At 60.6% G+C, this 20,132-nt stretch carries 1 protein-coding gene (running past one end of the window); it reads right to left on the bottom strand.

Going from position 1 to position 20,132, the window contains the following annotated elements:
• Nucleotides 1-20,132 carry the 3' portion of an immunoglobulin-like domain-containing protein gene (locus V6093_RS17070; RefSeq protein WP_406669565.1) on the bottom strand. 9,604 nt of this gene lie beyond the right edge of the window, so only the last 20,132 of its 29,736 coding nucleotides appear in the window; its start codon lies beyond the right edge, outside the window; it ends in the stop codon at nt 1-3.

Here is a 20,132-nt window from a genome sequence, read left to right on the forward strand (position 1 = left end):
TCAGCTGTCCTTGTTGTGGATGATGATGGTCGGATCGGCACCGCTGATCAACGAGTTGATCGTCTGGTTGGACCAGTTCACCCCTTCCAGTTTGATAGTCACGTCGGCGTTGGCGATACCACCTTCGGCGTTGAGCTTGCCTTCGCTGCTGACTTGCAACGTGGTCGTACCCTCCACCGTGGTGAGCTTCAGGTAGTTGTCGATGGTGCTGCCCTTCTCGCCCTGCAGCAGGTCCTTCAGGTCGATACGGTCACCCTCGGCCTTGTTGAAGTCCTTGATCACGTCGTTACCGATGTCGCCAGCCTTCCATACGAAGGTGTCGGCACCGCTGCCACCGATCAGGATATCGTCGCCCTGGCCACCGATCAGGGAGTCATTGCCGGTACCGCCCAGCAGGATGTCGTTACCTTTGCCACCATCGAGCGTGTCGCTGCCACCTTGGCCGAAGAGGATGTCATTGCCATTGCCGCCCGACAGGATGTCGTTGCCGTCTTTGGCACCGGAGATATCGAACTCGGTGTAGTGCTCGGTGATGTACTGGTGAACATTGCTGGTAGTGACAGCACTGACTTCAACACCGCTCTTCTGTGCAACGTACGTCTGCAGGGCCTGGTAACCCTCGCTGACGACACCGTTGAGGGTGATCAGGTCACCGAAGATGATGTCGTTGCCGTTACCACTATCAATGGTGTCGGCACCTGGCACCGTTGCTTCGGAGTGACCGAGAATCGCCTTGGCCAAATCGGACGGGTCGATATTGGTCTGTGGCTTGCCGGCACTGTCGTAAGGTTTCAGATCGTTCAGCGTGACATCGCTGTTCAGGCCGATAGCCTGGACTTTGCTCAAGCCATTGGTGCCGCCCAATACTGCGAAACTTTCAGTAGAACCTGCGGCCGAGTAGACGTAGTTCCAGTAATCCGCGTAGCCGGTACCGTCCAGGCTGGAGAGTTCATAGGTACCATCACCTTGTGCGTGAAGGGTGCCGACCGTCTTGGTGGAGTCAAGCACCAACTCACCGCGGCGGTTCTCGGTATAGGTCAGCACTTTGACCACACCATTGCTGCTGATCTCGACCTTGTGAGTCGCATCGGCCCAGGCGCTGAACGTGTCACCCATCTTGTAATTGTTGACGTTGACTACATCATCCAGGCTCTTGCCATTCTTCCACAGGCTAGGGTTGGTGGACTCACCGCTCTGATAATAGGTTGGCTTACCGTCGGTAATGAAGTAAGTCAGGTTCTCCGCACCTTTGTTGCCGGTGGCCATGGTGCTGTTGAAGAAGTTGGACGTGGTCTTGAACGCGTCTTCATAGTTGGTACCGCCACCGTAGTAGCCGCCCACCATCGAGTTCAATACCGCCTGCAACTTGCTCAAAGCATCCGGGTCGGCAAGGTTCACTGCCACGTTCTTGTTTACCTGGGTATCGAAGTCAACCAGGAAGATGTTTACGGTACCCGAGGTGTCCGAGCCCAGGCTGGCCTTGAGCGTGTTGAACACCGAAGCCAACTGCGTCTTGGCGTCGGCAATCGACTTGTCGCTCATACTGCCCGAGCTGTCGACCATGAAGGCGATGTTGTAGTTCTTGCCCTGAACCACGTTGAGCCCGGATACGTCAGCGACGATGATGTCGTTGCCTTCACTACCGGTCATCGTGTCATTGCCCGAGGTACCCACACTGGCCTTGTAGGTCGCAGCGTACACCGTCACCGGGATATTGCCGGTGGTGATGGCCGAGCCGCCCAGGCTTTCGGTGGCAGTCGAGGTAACCGTGATGTCGAACGAGCCTTTGTAATAGGCCGGCGGGGTCAGCGTCAGGCTGCTGAGTTTCCAGCCTGTCACATCGACCGGGGCAGTACCAACCGTGACCGTGTGGCCTGCACCATCGCTCAATACGGTACCTTTCGGGATACCGCTGAGTGTCACGTTCAGGCTTTCGGAGCCGTCAGTGTCGGTCAGGGCGGTGGAAATACCGACCAGTTTCACCGAGCCACCCTCAGGCCCTTCGTTGAGCTTGTAGCCGTCGTAGTAGCTCTGACCATTCACGGTGTGCAGGTCGGACACGCCCAGGCCTGCGTTCGCCATCTCGGTAACGTTCTGGTACATCTTGACGTTCGAGCTGCTCAGGTCGGTAACGGCACCGGAGCCTACCTGGATGTTCAGGTCATAGCTGCCTGGACCGGACTGGTTGGCATGGTAGACCTCGATCGGGTAGTAGCCGCTGGTATTTGGGGTAAAGGTACCCGACACCCCGCCACCGGCTCCCCAGGTGGCCGTGACTACAGTCTTGCCACCGATGGTGACCACGAAGCTGTCGTCGGCCAAGCCACTGAAGGTATAGACCTTGCCGGCTTCCAGGTAGATCAGGCCCGACGTTTTCGAACCGGTGCCAGCGGTGACGCTGCCATCGGACTGCACGTTGGTCGTGGTGCTGCTGGAGTTCGCGCTGCCGGAGTTGGCAAAGACCGTCTTCAGATCCTCGCCGGTAATGCCGTTGCCGCCAGTACCCAGGCCTTTGAGGCTGGTCCAGACTTCCTTGGTCAGCCCTTTGGACTCGATATCGGCGCTGCCGAAGCTCAGGGTCGGTTTGTCGGCAACCGGGCTGATATCGACCTTCATGGTCACTTCGCTGCCCAAGTTGGTGCCATCGTTCGGCTTGAACTTGAACTGGGCGTAGTCAGCCTTCTGGTTACCCACGCCATTACCACCGTAGTTGTCCGCACCCGACTGGTTGAGGGCCGGAACGAACTTCAGGTTCTTGGCAGTGATATCAGCCTGGCTGACCACCTGGCCAACGGCCACATTCACCCAGGCAGTACCGTTGAAGAACTGCAAGTTGCCGGCGGCCGGGAGCGAGGTAATGGTCACAGACAGGTTAGTGTTGCCGTCGGCATCAGTGACTTTGAAATCACTCCAGGCAAACACGTAATCGGTGTCCTCCACGCCAAATACTGCGCCGCCAGGCGAAACCGGCAGGTGGTCATTGTCGAGAATGGTGGTCGTCACGCTCGATTTGCTGCTATCAACCTGCAGGTTCTCGAAGTTACCACCCGTGGCGGTTTCGATCTTCACGACGAAGTTCTCGGTACCTTCGACCAGTTTGTCATCGAGGGTAGCGATGTTGAACGTCGTGCCTGTGCTGTTGGCCGGAATCTTCACGGTCGCAACACCGGTGAAGTCATCACCGTTTTTGGCGGTACCGCTGTAGCTAAGGGTGATAGTGACTTCGGACTTGGACGCGTTGCTCAGGGTCAGCGTGTACTGGCCGGTTTCACCTTCGGTCAGAGAAGACGTGCCGGTAATACCAACGGTGGTGACGTCACCCTGGTTGCCGGTGCCCGGCGTTCCCGTACCTGGTTCGTCGGTTACAGCGGTGCTGACCGGGGTTTTGTCCAGCGTCAGTTGCTCGAATTTGCCGACATCCGCACCTTCAACGGTTGCGATCGATTTGATCACAGGGTCGTTGGTGCCAACGTAGACGTTGTCCGGGGCAGTCACGGTAGCAGTACCCACGGTACCGTTGGCCGGCACGGTGATGACGGTTTTGCCGTCGCTCAGCGTGAAGGTCAATGCACTGTGGTTGTTGATCGGCAAGCCGTCTTTGTTGGTCAGGGTGATGGTGTAGGTGATCTCACCACCTTCGGTGACCGAAGGGGTCGCGGTCAGCTTGGCCACCACTTCGTCGGTGGTGTCGGTAACCTGAACGGTAGCCGCACCGCCCAGTTGCAGGTTCTCGAACTTAGCGCCAGTGACGTCTACCGCCGAATTGATACCCAGGCTGATCTGGCCAGCATCGTTGTAGACGTCATCGCCTTGCGCAGCGTGGGTGTACGGCGCGCTGGTTTCGCCGGCCTTGATGGTGACCTGGGCATTGTTGCTCAGGGTCACGACCAGATCGTGGGCCAGGGCGGTGTTGATGTGTACGGTGAAGGTCGGTTTGACGTTCTCGGCCACCGAAGTCTGGTCGGCCGTGATGGTGACCTTGACCAGGTCGCCTTCGTTGCCTGGAGTGCCTGGCTCGTCGGTAACCGACGTGCTGACCGGGGTCTTGTCGAGTGTCAGTTGTTCGAACTTGCCGACATCTGCGCCTTCAACGGTTGCGATCGATTTGATCACAGGGTCGTTGGTGCCAACGTAGACGTTGTCCGGGGCAGTCACGGTAGCAGTACCCACGGTACCGTTGGCCGGCACGGTGATGACGGTTTTGCCGTCGCTCAGCGTGAAGGTCAATGCACTGTGGTTGTTGATCGGCAAGCCGTCTTTGTTGGTCAGCGTGATGGTGTAAGTGATCTCACCGCCTTCGGTCACCGACGGGGTCGCGGTCAACTTGGCCACTACTTCGTCGGTGGTGTCAGTCACTTGAACCGAAGCGTTGCCGCCCAGTTGCAGGTTCTCGAAGGTGCGACCGTCTACATCCACAGCAGACGTGATGCCCAGGCTGATCTGGCCAGCGTCGTTGTAGACGTCATCACCCTGAGCAGCGTGGGTGTACGGCGCGCTGGTTTCACCGGCCTTGATGGTGACCTGGGCGTTGTTGCTCAGGGTCACGACCAGGTCGTGGGCCAGGGCGGTGTTGATGTGTACAGTGAAGGTCGGTTTGACGTTCTCGGCTACCGAGGTCTGGTCGGCCGTGATGGTGACCTTGACCAGATCGCCTTCGTTGCCTGGGGTGCCCGGCTCGTCGGTGACCGACGTGCTGACCGGGGTCTTGTCCAGTGTCAGTTGCTCGAACTTGCCGACATCTGCGCCTTCAACGGTAGCGATCGATTTGATCACCGGGTCGTTGGTACCGACGTAGACGTTGTCCGGGGCAGTGACGGTGGCAGTACCCACGGTACCGTTGGCCGGCACGGTGATGACGGTTTTGCCGTCGCTCAGCGTGAAGGTCAATGCACTGTGGTTGTTGATCGGCAAGCCGTCTTTGTTGGTCAGCGTGATGGTGTAAGTGATCTCGCCGCCTTCGGTGACCGAAGGGGTCGCGGTCAGCTTGGCCACGACTTCGTCGGTGGTGTCGGTGACATCCACCTTCGCGGCACCGCCCAGCTCCAGGTTTTCGAAGGTGCGACCGTCTACATCCACAGCAGACGTGATGCCCAGGCTGATCTGGCCAGCGTCGTTGTAGACGTCATCGCCTTGCGCAGCGTGGGTGTACGGCGCGCTGGTTTCGCCAGCCTTGATGGTGACCTGGGCGTTGTTGCTCAGGGTCACGACCAGGTCGTGGGCCAGGGCGGTGTTGATGTGTACAGTGAAGGTCGGTTTGACGTTCTCGGCTACCGAGGTCTGGTCGGCCGTGATGGTGACCTTGACCAGATCGCCTTCGTTGCCTGGGGTGCCCGGCTCGTCGGTGACCGACGTGCTGACCGGGGTCTTGTCCAGTGTCAGTTGCTCGAACTTGCCGACATCTGCGCCTTCAACGGTAGCGATCGATTTGATCACCGGGTCGTTGGTACCGACGTAGACGTTGTCCGGGGCAGTGACGGTGGCAGTACCCACGGTACCGTTGGCCGGCACGGTGATGACGGTTTTGCCGTCGCTCAGCGTGAAGGCCAATGCACTGTGGTTGTTGATCGGCAAGCCGTCTTTGTTGGTCAGCGTGATGGTGTAAGTGATCTCACCGCCTTCGGTCACCGACGGGGTCGCGGTCAGCTTGGCCACTACTTCGTCGGTGGTGTCGGTCACTTGAACCGAAGCCGCACCGCCCAGTTGCAGGTTCTCGAACGTAGCGCCAGTGGCGTCTACCGCCGAATTGATACCCAGGCTGATCTGGCCAGCGTCGTTGTAAACGTCATCGCCTTGTGCAGCGTGGGTGTACGGCGCGCTGGTTTCGCCGGCCTTGATGGTGACCTGAGCGTTGTTGCTCAGGGTCACGACCAGGTCGTGAGCCAGGGCGGTGTTGATGTGCACGGTGAAGGTCGGCTTGACGTTCTCGGCCACCGAAGTCTGGTCGGCCGTGATGGTGACCTTGACCAGGTCGCCTTCGTTGCTGCCGCCCGGGTTGCCTGGAGTACCAGGCTCGTCGGTGACGGTAGTGCTGACCGGGGTCTTGTCGAGTGTCAGTTGCTCGAACTTGCCGACATCCACGCCTTCAACGGTAGCGATCGACTTCACGACAGGGTCGTTGGTGCCGACGTAGACGTTGTCCGGGGCAGTCACGGTAGCAGTACCCACGGTACCGTTGGCCGGCACGGTGATGACGGTTTTGCCGTCGCTCAGCGTGAAGGTCAATGCACTGTGGTTGTTGATCGGCAAGCCGTCTTTGTTGGTCAGCGTGATGGTGTAAGTGATCTCGCCGCCTTCGGTGACCGAAGGGGTCGCGGTCAGCTTGGCCACGACTTCGTCGGTGGTGTCGGTCACTTGAACCGAAGCCGCACCGCCCAGTTGCAGGTTCTCGAACGTAGCGCCAGTGGCGTCTACCGCCGAGTTGATACCCAGGCTGATCTGGCCAGCGTCGTTGTAAACGTCATCGCCTTGTGCAGCGTGGGTGTACGGCGCGCTGGTTTCACCGGCCTTGATGGTGACCTGGGCGTTGTTGCTCAGGGTCACGACCAGGTCGTGGGCCAGCGGCTGGTTGACGTGCACAGTGAAGGTCGGCTTGACGTTCTCGGCCACCGAGGTCTGGTCAGCCGTGATGGTGACTTTGACCAGGTCGCCTTCGTTGCTGCCGCCCGGGTTGCCTGGGGTACCAGGCTCGTCGGTGACGGTAGTGCTGACCGGCGTCTTGTCGAGGGTCAGTTGCTCGAACTTGCCGACATCCGCGCCTTCAACGGTAGCGATCGATTTGATCACAGGGTCGTTGGTGCCGACGTAGACGTTGTCCGGGGCAGTCACGGTAGCAGTACCCACGGTACCGTTGGCCGGCACGGTGATGACGGTTTTGCCGTCGCTCAGCGTGAAGGTCAATGCACTGTGGTTGTTGATCGGCAAGCCGTCTTTGTTGGTCAGCGTGATGGTGTAAGTGATCTCGCCGCCTTCGGTGACCGACGGGGTGGCAGTCAGCTTGGCCACTACTTCGTCGGTGGTGTCGGTCACTTGGACCGAAGCAGCACCGCCCAGCTCGAGGTTCTCGAAGGTCGCACCAGTGGCGTCCACCGCCGAGTTGATACCCAGGCTGATCTGGCCAGCGTCGTTGTAAACGTCATCGCCTTGTGCAGCGTGGGTGTACGGCGCGCTGGTTTCACCGGCCTTGATGGTGACCTGGGCGTTGTTGCTCAGGGTCACGACCAGGTCGTGGGCCAGCGGCTGGTTGACGTGCACAGTGAAGGTCGGTTTGACGTTCTCGGCCACCGAAGTCTGGTCGGCCGTGATGGTGACCTTGACCAGGTCGCCTTCGTTGCTGCCGCCCGGGTTGCCTGGGGTACCAGGCTCGTCGGTGACGGTAGTGCTGACCGGGGTCTTGTCGAGTGTCAGTTGCTCGAACTTGCCGACATCCGCGCCTTCAACGGTAGCGATCGATTTGATCACAGGGTCGTTGGTACCGACGTAGACGTTGTCCGGGGCAGTCACGGTAGCAGTACCCACGGTGCCGTTGGCCGGCACAGTGATGACGGTTTTGCCGTCGCTCAGCGTGAAGGTCAATGCACTGTGGTTGTTGATCGGCAGGCCGTCTTTGTTGGTCAGCGTGATGGTGTAAGTGATCTCACCGCCTTCGGTCACCGACGGGGTGGCGGTCAACTTGGCCACCACTTCGTCGGTGGTGTCGGTCACTTGAACCGAAGCCGCACCGCCCAACTCGAGGTTCTCGAACGCAGCGCCAGTGGCGTCTACCGCCGAATTAATACCCAGGCTGATCTGGCCAGCATCGTTGTAAACGTCATCACCCTGCGCAGCGTGGGTGTATGGCGCGCTGGTTTCGCCAGCCTTGATGGTGACCTGGGCATTGTTGCTCAGGGTCACGACCAGGTCGTGAGCCAGGGCGGTGTTGATGTGCACGGTGAACGTCGGTTTGACGTTCTCGGCCACCGAGGTCTGGTCAGCAGTAATAGTGACCTTGACCAGGTCGCCTTCGTTGCTGCCGCCCGGGTTGCCTGGAGTGCCAGGCTCGTCGGTGACGGTAGTGCTGACCGGCGTCTTGTCCAGCGTCAGTTGCTCGAACTTGCCGACATCCGCGCCTTCAACGGTAGCGATCGATTTGATCACCGGGTCGTTGGTACCGACGTAGACGTTGTCCGGGGCAGTGACAGTGGCAGTACCCACGGTGCCATTAGCCGGCACGGTGATGACGGTTTTGCCGTCGCTCAGCGTAAAGGTCAATGCACTGTGGTTGTTGATCGGCAGGCCGTCTTTGTTGGTCAGGGTAATGGTGTAGGTGATCTCGCCGCCTTCGGTCACCGAAGGCGTCGCGGTCAGCTTGGCCACCACTTCGTCGGTGGTGTCGGTCACTTGAACCGAAGCCGCACCGCCCAACTCGAGGTTCTCGAAGGTCGCACCAGTGGCGTCCACCGCCGAGGTGATACCCAGGCTGATCTGGCCAGCGTCGTTGTAAACGTCATCGCCTTGCGCAGCGTGGGTGTACGGCGCGCTGGTTTCGCCGGCCTTGATGGTGACCTGGGCATTGTTGCTCAGGGTCACGACCAGGTCGTGAGCCAGCGGCTGGTTGACGTGCACGGTGAAGGTCGGCTTGACGTTCTCGGCCACCGAAGTCTGGTCGGCCGTGATGGTGACCTTGACCAGGTCGCCTTCGTTGCCTGGAGTGCCCGGCTCGTCGGTAACCGACGTGCTGACCGGGGTCTTGTCGAGGGTCAGTTGCTCGAACTTGCCGACATCCGCGCCTTCAACGGTTGCGATCGATTTGATCACAGGGTCGTTGGCGCCAACGTAGACGTTGTCCGGGGCAGTCACGGTAGCAGTACCCACGGTGCCGTTGGCCGGCACCGTGATGACGGTTTTGCCGTCGCTCAGCGTGAAGGTCAATGCACTGTGGTTGTTGATCGGCAAGCCGTCTTTGTTGGTCAGCGTGATGGTGTAGGTGATCTCGCCGCCTTCGGTGACCGACGGGGTGGCAGTCAGCTTGGCCACTACTTCGTCGGTGGTGTCGGTCACTTGGACCGAAGCAGCACCGCCCAGCTCGAGGTTCTCGAAGGTCGCACCAGTGGCGTCTACCGCCGAGTTGATGCCCAGGCTGATCTGGCCAGCGTCGTTGTAGACGTCATCGCCTTGCGCGTCGTGGGTGTACGGCGCGCTGGTCTCACCGGCCTTGATGGTGACCTGAGCGTTGTTGCTCAGGGTCACGACCAGGTCGTGAGCCAAGGCGGTGTTGATGTGTACGGTGAACGTCGGCTTGACGTTCTCGGCCACCGAGGTCTGGTCGGCCGTGATGGTGACCTTGACCAGGTCGCCTTCGTTGCCTGGGGTACCCGGCTCGTCGGTGACCGACGTGCTGACCGGGGTCTTGTCGAGTGTCAGTTGCTCGAACTTGCCAACGTCCGCACCTTCAACGGTTGCGATCGACATCACGACAGGGTCGTTGGTGCCGACGTAGACGTTGTTCGGAGCAGTCACGGTGGCAGTACCCACGGTGCCGTTGGCCGGCACGGTGATGACGGTTTTGCCGTCGCTCAGCGTGAAGGTCAATGCACTGTGGTTGTTGATCGGCAGACCGTCTTTGTTGGTCAGCGTGATGGTGTAGGTGATCTCGCCGCCTTCGGTCACCGAAGGCGTCGCGGTCAGCTTGGCCACCACTTCGTCGGTGGTGTCGGTTACTTGGACCGAAGCGGCACCGCCCAGCTCCAGGTTTTCGAAGGTGCGACCGTCTACATCCACAGCAGACGTGATGCCCAGGCTGATCTGGCCAGCGTCGTTGTAGACGTCATCACCCTGAGCAGCGTGGGTGTACGGCGCGCTGGTTTCACCGGCCTTGATGGTGACCTGGGCGTTGTTGCTCAGGGTCACGACCAGGTCGTGGGCCAGGGCGGTGTTGATGTGTACAGTGAAGGTCGGTTTGACGTTCTCGGCTACCGAGGTCTGGTCGGCCGTGATGGTGACCTTGACCAGATCGCCTTCGTTGCCTGGGGTGCCCGGCTCGTCGGTGACCGACGTGCTGACCGGGGTCTTGTCCAGTGTCAGTTGCTCGAACTTGCCGACATCTGCGCCTTCAACGGTAGCGATCGATTTGATCACCGGGTCGTTGGTACCGACGTAGACGTTGTCCGGGGCAGTGACGGTGGCAGTACCCACGGTACCGTTGGCCGGCACGGTGATGACGGTTTTGCCGTCGCTCAGCGTGAAGGCCAATGCACTGTGGTTGTTGATCGGCAAGCCGTCTTTGTTGGTCAGCGTGATGGTGTAAGTGATCTCACCGCCTTCGGTCACCGACGGGGTCGCGGTCAGCTTGGCCACTACTTCGTCGGTGGTGTCGGTCACTTGAACCGAAGCCGCACCGCCCAGTTGCAGGTTCTCGAACGTAGCGCCAGTGGCGTCTACCGCCGAATTGATACCCAGGCTGATCTGGCCAGCGTCGTTGTAGACGTCATCGCCCTGCGCAGCGTGGGTGTACGGCGCGCTGGTTTCGCCGGCCTTGATGGTGACCTGAGCGTTGTTGCTCAGGGTCACGACCAGGTCGTGAGCCAGGGCGGTGTTGATGTGCACGGTGAAGGTCGGCTTGACGTTCTCGGCCACCGAAGTCTGGTCGGCCGTGATGGTGACCTTGACCAGGTCGCCTTCGTTGCTGCCGCCCGGGTTGCCTGGAGTACCAGGCTCGTCGGTGACGGTAGTGCTGACCGGGGTCTTGTCGAGTGTCAGTTGCTCGAACTTGCCGACATCCACGCCTTCAACGGTAGCGATCGACTTCACGACAGGGTCGTTAGCGCCGACGTAGACGTTGTCCGGGGCAGTGACGGTGGCAGTACCCACGGTGCCATTAGCCGGCACGGTGATGACGGTTTTGCCGTCGCTCAGCGTGAAGGTCAATGCACTGTGGTTGTTGATCGGCAAGCCGTCTTTGTTGGTCAGCGTGATGGTGTAAGTGATCTCACCGCCTTCGGTCACCGACGGGGTCGCGGTCAACTTGGCCACTACTTCGTCGGTGGTGTCAGTCACTTGAACCGAAGCCGCACCGCCCAGTTGCAGGTTCTCGAACGTAGCGCCAGTGGCGTCTACCGCCGAATTGATACCCAGGCTGATCTGGCCAGCGTCGTTGTAGACGTCATCGCCCTGCGCAGCGTGGGTGTACGGCGCGCTGGTTTCGCCGGCCTTGATGGTGACCTGAGCATTGTTGCTCAGGGTCACGACCAGGTCGTGAGCCAAGGCGGTGTTGATGTGTACGGTGAAGGTCGGCTTGACGTTCTCGGCCACCGAGGTCTGGTCAGCCGTGATGGTGACTTTGACCAGGTCGCCTTCGTTGCCCGGCGTACCTGGCTCGTCGGTAACCGACGTGCTGACCGGGGTTTTGTCCAGCGTCAGTTGCTCGAACTTGCCGACATCTGCGCCTTCAACGGTAGCGATCGATTTGATCACAGGGTCGTTGGTGCCAACGTAGACGTTGTCCGGGGCAGTGACAGTGGCAGTACCCACGGTGCCGTTGGCCGGCACGGTGATGACGGTTTTGCCGTCGCTCAGCGTGAAGGTCAATGCACTGTGGTTGTTGATCGGCAGACCATCTTTGTTGGTCAGGGTGATGGTGTAGGTGATCTCACCACCTTCGGTCACCGAAGGCGTCGCGGTCAGCTTGGCCACCACTTCGTCGGTGGTGTCGGTGACATCCACCTTCGCGGCACCGCCCAGCTCCAGGTTCTCGAAGGTGCGACCGTCTACATCCACAGCAGACGTGATGCCCAGGCTGATCTGGCCAGCGTCGTTGTAGACGTCATCACCCTGCGCAGCGTGGGTGTACGGCGCGCTGGTCTCGCCAGCCTTGATGGTGACCTGAGCGTTGTTGCTCAGGGTCACGACCAGATCGTGGGCCAGGGCGGTGTTGATGTGTACGGTGAAGGTCGGTTTGACGTTCTCGGCCACCGAAGTCTGGTCGGCCGTGATGGTGACCTTGACCAGGTCGCCTTCGTTGCCTGGAGTGCCTGGCTCGTCGGTAACCGACGTGCTGACCGGGGTCTTGTCGAGTGTCAGTTGTTCGAACTTGCCGACATCTGCGCCTTCAACGGTTGCGATCGATTTGATCACAGGGTCGTTGGTGCCAACGTAGACGTTGTCCGGGGCAGTCACGGTAGCAGTACCCACGGTACCGTTGGCCGGCACGGTGATGACGGTTTTGCCGTCGCTCAGCGTGAAGGTCAATGCACTGTGGTTGTTGATCGGCAAGCCGTCTTTGTTGGTCAGCGTGATGGTGTAAGTGATCTCACCGCCTTCGGTCACCGACGGGGTCGCGGTCAACTTGGCCACTACTTCGTCGGTGGTGTCAGTCACTTGAACCGAAGCGTTGCCGCCCAGTTGCAGGTTCTCGAAGGTGCGACCGTCTACATCCACAGCAGACGTGATGCCCAGGCTGATCTGGCCAGCGTCGTTGTAGACGTCATCACCCTGAGCAGCGTGGGTGTACGGCGCGCTGGTTTCACCGGCCTTGATGGTGACCTGGGCGTTGTTGCTCAGGGTCACGACCAGGTCGTGGGCCAGGGCGGTGTTGATGTGTACAGTGAAGGTCGGTTTGACGTTCTCGGCTACCGAGGTCTGGTCGGCCGTGATGGTGACCTTGACCAGATCGCCTTCGTTGCCTGGGGTGCCCGGCTCGTCGGTGACCGACGTGCTGACCGGGGTCTTGTCCAGTGTCAGTTGCTCGAACTTGCCGACATCTGCGCCTTCAACGGTAGCGATCGATTTGATCACCGGGTCGTTGGTACCGACGTAGACGTTGTCCGGGGCAGTGACGGTGGCAGTACCCACGGTACCGTTGGCCGGCACGGTGATGACGGTTTTGCCGTCGCTCAGCGTGAAGGTCAATGCACTGTGGTTGTTGATCGGCAAGCCGTCTTTGTTGGTCAGCGTGATGGTGTAAGTGATCTCACCGCCTTCGGTCACCGACGGGGTCGCGGTCAGCTTGGCCACTACTTCGTCGGTGGTGTCGGTCACTTGAACCGAAGCCGCACCGCCCAGTTGCAGGTTCTCGAACGTAGCGCCAGTGGCGTCTACCGCCGAATTGATACCCAGGCTGATCTGGCCAGCGTCGTTGTAGACGTCATCGCCCTGCGCAGCGTGGGTGTACGGCGCGCTGGTTTCGCCGGCCTTGATGGTGACCTGAGCGTTGTTGCTCAGGGTCACGACCAGGTCGTGGGCCAGCGGCTGGTTGACGTGCACAGTGAAGGTCGGCTTGACGTTCTCGGCCACCGAGGTCTGGTCAGCCGTGATGGTGACTTTGACCAGGTCGCCTTCGTTGCTGCCGCCCGGGTTGCCTGGGGTACCAGGCTCGTCGGTGACGGTAGTGCTGACCGGCGTCTTGTCGAGGGTCAGTTGCTCGAACTTGCCGACATCCGCGCCTTCAACGGTAGCGATCGATTTGATCACAGGGTCGTTGGTGCCGACGTAGACGTTGTCCGGGGCAGTCACGGTAGCAGTACCCACGGTACCGTTGGCCGGCACGGTGATGACGGTTTTGCCGTCGCTCAGCGTGAAGGTCAATGCACTGTGGTTGTTGATCGGCAAGCCGTCTTTGTTGGTCAGCGTGATGGTGTAAGTGATCTCGCCGCCTTCGGTGACCGACGGGGTGGCAGTCAGCTTGGCCACTACTTCGTCGGTGGTGTCGGTCACTTGGACCGAAGCAGCACCGCCCAGCTCGAGGTTCTCGAAGGTCGCACCAGTGGCGTCCACCGCCGAGTTGATACCCAGGCTGATCTGGCCAGCGTCGTTGTAAACGTCATCGCCTTGTGCAGCGTGGGTGTACGGCGCGCTGGTTTCACCGGCCTTGATGGTGACCTGGGCATTGTTGCTCAGGGTCACGACCAGGTCGTGAGCCAGGGCGGTGTTGATGTGCACGGTGAACGTCGGTTTGACGTTCTCGGCCACCGAAGTCTGGTCAGCAGTAATAGTGACCTTGACCAGGTCGCCTTCGTTGCCTGGGGTGCCCGGCTCGTCGGTAACCGACGTGCTGACCGGGGTCTTGTCCAGTGTCAGTTGTTCGAACTTGCCGACATCTGCGCCTTCAACGGTAGCGATCGATTTGATCACAGGGTCGTTGGTGCCAACGTAGACGTTGTCCGGGGCAGTGACAGTGGCAGTACCCACGGTGCCGTTGGCCGGCACGGTGATGACGGTTTTGCCGTCGCTCAGCGTAAAGGTCAATGCACTGTGGTTGTTGATCGGCAAGCCGTCTTTGTTGGTCAGCGTGATGGTGTAAGTGATCTCGCCGCCTTCGGTGACCGAAGGGGTCGCGGTCAGCTTGGCCACGACTTCGTCGGTGGTGTCGGTGACATCCACCTTCGCGGCACCGCCCAGCTCCAGGTTTTCGAAGGTGCGACCGTCTACATCCACAGCAGACGTGATGCCCAGGCTGATCTGGCCAGCGTCGTTGTAGACGTCATCGCCTTGCGCAGCGTGGGTGTACGGCGCGCTGGTTTCGCCAGCCTTGATGGTGACCTGGGCATTGTTGCTCAGGGTCACGACCATGTCGTGAGCCAGGGCGGTGTTGGTATGCACGGTGAAGGTCGGTTTGACGTTCTCGGCCACCGAAGTCTGGTCGGCCGTGATGGTGACCTTGACCAGGTCGCCTTCGTTGCTGCCGCCCGGGTTGCCTGGGGTACCAGGCTCGTCGGTGACGGTAGTGCTGACCGGGGTCTTGTCGAGTGTCAGTTGCTCGAACTTGCCGACATCCGCGCCTTCAACGGTAGCGATCGACTTCACGACAGGGTCGTTAGCGCCGACGTAGACGTTGTCCGGGGCAGTGACAGTGGCAGTACCCACGGTACCGTTGGCCGGCACGGTGATGACGGTTTTGCCGTCGCTCAGCGTGAAGGTCAATGCACTGTGGTTGTTGATCGGCAAGCCGTCTTTGTTGGTCAGCGTGATGGTGTAGGTGATCTCGCCGCCTTCGGTGACCGACGGGGTGGCAGTCAGCTTGGCCACTACTTCGTCGGTGGTGTCGGTCACTTGGACCGAAGCAGCACCGCCCAGCTCGAGGTTCTCGAAGGTCGCACCAGTGGCGTCCACCGCCGAGTTGATACCCAGGCTGATCTGGCCAGCGTCGTTGTAAACGTCATCGCCTTGTGCAGCGTGGGTGTACGGCGCGCTGGTTTCACCGGCCTTGATGGTGACCTGGGCGTTGTTGCTCAGGGTCACGACCAGGTCGTGGGCCAGCGGCTGGTTGACGTGCACAGTGAAGGTCGGTTTGACGTTCTCGGCCACCGAAGTCTGGTCGGCCGTGATGGTGACCTTGACCAGGTCGCCTTCGTTGCTGCCGCCCGGGTTGCCTGGGGTACCAGGCTCGTCGGTGACGGTAGTGCTGACCGGGGTCTTGTCGAGTGTCAGTTGCTCGAACTTGCCGACATCCGCGCCTTCAACGGTAGCGATCGACTTCACGACAGGGTCGTTAGCGCCGACGTAGACGTTGTCCGGGGCAGTGACAGTGGCAGTACCCACGGTACCGTTGGCCGGCACGGTGATGACGGTTTTGCCGTCGCTCAGCGTGAAGGTCAATGCACTGTGGTTGTTGATCGGCAAGCCGTCTTTGTTGGTCAGCGTGATGGTGTAGGTGATCTCGCCGCCTTCGGTGACCGACGGGGTGGCAGTCAGCTTGGCCACTACTTCGTCGGTGGTGTCGGTCACTTGGACCGAAGCAGCACCGCCCAGCTCGAGGTTCTCGAAGGTCGCACCAGTGGCGTCTACCGCCGAGTTGATGCCCAGGCTGATCTGGCCAGCGTCGTTGTAGACGTCATCGCCTTGCGCGTCGTGGGTGTACGGCGCGCTGGTTTCACCGGCCTTGATGGTGACCTGGGCATTGTTGCTCAGGGTCACGACCAGGTCGTGAGCCAGGGCGGTGTTGATGTGCACGGTGAAGGTCGGCTTGACGTTCTCGGCCACCGAAGTCTGGTCGGCCGTGATGGTGACCTTGACCAGGTCGCCTTCGTTGCTGCCGCCCGGGTTGCCTGGGGTACCAGGCTCGTCGGTAACCGACGTGCTGACCGGGGTTTTGTCGAGGGTCAGTTGCTCGAACTTGCCGACATCCGCACCTTCAACGGTTGCGATCGATTTGATCACAGGGTCGTTGGTACCGACGTAGACGTTGTCCGGGGCAGTCACGGTAGCAGTACCCACGGTGCCGTTGGCCGGCACAGTGATGACGGTTTTGCCGTCGCTCAGCGTGAAGGTCAATGCACTGTGGTTGTTGATCGGCAGGCCGTCTTTGTTGGTCAGCGTGATGGTGTAGGTGATCTCGCCGCCTTCGGTGACCGAAGGGGTCGCGGTCAGCTTCGCCACAACTTCGTCGGTGGTGTCGGTCACTTGGACCGAAGCGGCACCGCCCAGCTCCAGGTTTTCGAAGGTGCGACCGTCTACATCCACAGCAGACGTGATGCCCAGGCTGATCTGGCCAGCGTCGTTGTAGACGTCATCGCCCTGCGCAGCGTGGGTGTACGGCGCGCTGGTTTCGCCGGCCTTGATGGTGACCTGAGCATTGTTGCTCAGGGTCACGACCAGGTCGTGAGCCAGGGCGGTGTTGATGTGCACGGTGAAGGTCGGTTTGACGTTCTCGGCCACCGAGGTCTGGTCGGCCGTGATGGTGACCTTGACCAGGTCGCCTTCGTTGCCCGGCGTACCTGGCTCGTCGGTAACCGACGTGCTGACCGGGGTCTTGTCCAGTGTCAGTTGTTCGAACTTGCCGACATCTGCGCCTTCAACGGTAGCGATCGATTTGATCACAGGGTCGTTGGTGCCAACGTAGACGTTGTCCGGGGCAGTGACAGTGGCAGTACCCACGGTGCCGTTGGCCGGCACGGTGATGACGGTTTTGCCGTCGCTCAGCGTGAAGGTCAATGCACTGTGGTTGTTGATCGGCAAGCCGTCTTTGTTGGTCAGCGTGATGGTGTAAGTGATCTCGCCGCCTTCGGTGACCGAAGGGGTCGCGGTCAGCTTGGCCACGACTTCGTCGGTGGTGTCGGTCACTTGAACCGAAGCCGCACCGCCCAGTTGCAGGTTCTCGAACGTAGCGCCAGTGGCGTCTACCGCCGAGTTGATACCCAGGCTGATCTGGCCAGCGTCGTTGTAAACGTCATCGCCTTGTGCAGCGTGGGTGTACGGCGCGCTGGTTTCACCGGCCTTGATGGTGACCTGGGCGTTGTTGCTCAGGGTCACGACCAGGTCGTGGGCCAGCGGCTGGTTGACGTGCACAGTGAAGGTCGGCTTGACGTTCTCGGCCACCGAGGTCTGGTCAGCCGTGATGGTGACTTTGACCAGGTCGCCTTCGTTGCTGCCGCCCGGGTTGCCTGGGGTACCAGGCTCGTCGGTGACGGTAGTGCTGACCGGCGTCTTGTCGAGGGTCAGTTGCTCGAACTTGCCGACATCCGCGCCTTCAACGGTAGCGATCGATTTGATCACAGGGTCGTTGGTGCCGACGTAGACGTTGTCCGGGGCAGTGACGGTGGCAGTACCCACGGTGCCATTAGCTGGCACGGTGATGACGGTTTTGCCGTCGCTCAGCGTGAAGGTCAATGCACTGTGGTTGTTGATCGGCAAGCCGTCTTTGTTGGTCAGCGTGATGGTGTAGGTGATCTCGCCGCCTTCGGTCACCGAAGGCGTCGCGGTCAGCTTGGCCACGACTTCGTCGGTGGTGTCGGTCACTTGAACCGAAGCCGCACCGCCCAGTTGCAGGTTCTCGAACGTAGCGCCAGTGGCGTCTACCGCCGAATTGATACCCAGGCTGATCTGGCCAGCGTCGTTGTAAACGTCATCGCCTTGCGCAGCGTGGGTGTACGGCGCGCTGGTTTCGCCGGCCTTGATGGTGACCTGAGCGTTGTTGCTCAGGGTCACGACCAGGTCGTGAGCCAGGGCGGTGTTGATGTGCACGGTGAAGGTCGGTTTGACGTTCTCGGCCACCGAAGTCTGGTCGGCCGTGATGGTGACCTTGACCAGGTCGCCTTCGTTGCTGCCGCCCGGGTTGCCTGGGGTACCAGGCTCGTCGGTGACGGTAGTGCTGACCGGGGTCTTGTCGAGTGTCAGTTGCTCGAACTTGCCGACATCCGCGCCTTCAACGGTAGCGATCGACTTCACGACAGGGTCGTTAGCGCCGACGTAGACGTTGTCCGGGGCAGTGACAGTGGCAGTACCCACGGTACCGTTGGCCGGCACGGTGATGACGGTTTTGCCGTCGCTCAGCGTGAAGGTCAATGCACTGTGGTTGTTGATCGGCAAGCCGTCTTTGTTGGTCAGCGTGATGGTGTAGGTGATCTCGCCGCCTTCGGTGACCGACGGGGTGGCAGTCAGCTTGGCCACTACTTCGTCGGTGGTGTCGGTCACTTGGACCGAAGCAGCACCGCCCAGCTCGAGGTTCTCGAAGGTCGCACCAGTGGCGTCTACCGCCGAGTTGATGCCCAGGCTGATCTGGCCAGCGTCGTTGTAGACGTCATCGCCCTGCGCAGCGTGGGTGTACGGCGCGCTTGTTTCACCGGCCTTGATGGTGACCTGGGCATTGTTGCTCAGGGTCACGACCAGGTCGTGAGCCAGCGGCTGGTTGACGTGCACGGTGAAGGTCGGCTTGACGTTCTCGGCTACCGAGGTCTGGTCAGCAGTAATAGTGACCTTGACCAGGTCGCCTTCGCTGCCTGGGGTACCTGGCTCGTCGGTGACCTGGGTGCTGACCGGGGTCTTGTCGAGTGTCAGTTGCTCAAACTTGCCGACATCCGCACCTTCAACGGTTGCGATCGATTTCACGACAGGGTCGTTGGTACCGACGTAGACGTTGTCCGGGGCAGTGACGATAGCAGTACCTACGGTACCGTTGGCCGGCACGGTGATGACGGTTTTGCCGTCGCTCAGCGTGAAGGTCAATGCACTGTGGTTGTTGATCGGCAGACCATCTTTGTTGGTCAGCGTGATGGTGTAGGTGATCTCGCCGCCTTCGGTGACCGACGGGGTGGCGGTCAGCTTGGCCACCACTTCGTCGAGGGTGTCGGTCACTTGGACCGAAGCAGCACCGCCCAGCTCGAGGTTCTCGAAGGTCGCACCAGTGGCGTCCACCGCCGAGTTGATGCCCAGGCTGATTTCGCCAGCATCTTGGTAGACGTCATCGCCTTGCGCGTCGTGAGTGTACGGCGCGCTGGTTTCGCCGGCCTTGATGGTGACCTGGGCATTGTTGCTCAGGGTCACGACCAGGTCGTGGGCCAGCGGCTGGTTGACGTGCACGGTGAAGGTCGGTTTGACGTTCTCAGCCACCGAGGTCTGGTCGGCCGTGATGGTGACCTTGACCAGGTCGCCTTCGTTGCCTGGGGTACCTGGCTCGTCGGTGACCTGGGTGCTGACCGGGGTCTTGTCCAGGTTCAGGTTTTCGAACTTCCACGCATCTGCGCCGCTGACCGCGTCGATGGCATTGACCACCGGCGCGTTAGTGCCGACATAGACGTTGTCTGGTGCGGTTGCAGTCGCCGAGCCCGTGGTGCTGTTCGCTGCCACAACGACAGTGGTGCCGTCGGTCAGCTTGAAGTACAGCTCCGAGTGGTTGTTGATCGGCAGACCGTCTTTGTTGGTCAGCGTGATGGTGTAGGTGATCTCGCCGCCTTCGGTGACCGACGGGGTGGCGGTCAGCTTGGCCACCACTTCGTCGAGGGTGTCGGTCACTTGGACCGAAGCCGCACCGCCCAGCTCGAGGTTCTCGAAGGTCGCACCAGTGGCGTCCACCGCCGAGTTGATGCCCAGGCTGATTTCGCCAGCATCCTGGTAGACGTCATCGCCTTGCGCGTCGTGGGTGTACGGCGCGCTGGTTTCACCGGCCTTGATGGTGACCTGGGCATTGTTGCTCAGGGTCACGACCAAGTCGTGAGCCAGGGCGGTGTTGATATGTACGGTGAAGGTCGGTTTGACGTTCTCGGCCACCGAAGTCTGGTCGGCCGTGATGGTGACCTTGACGATGTCGCCTTCGTTGCCTGGGGTACCTGGCTCGTCGGTGACCTGGGTGCTGACCGGGGTCTTGTCCAGGTTCAGGTTTTCGAACTTCCACGCATCTGCACCGCTGACCGCGTCGATGGCATTGACCACCGGCGCGTTAGTGCCGA

It is taken from the genome of Pseudomonas putida group bacterium ESBL64 (genome assembly GCF_045277175.1).
GTDB lineage: Bacteria > Pseudomonadota > Gammaproteobacteria > Pseudomonadales > Pseudomonadaceae > Aquipseudomonas > Aquipseudomonas alloputida.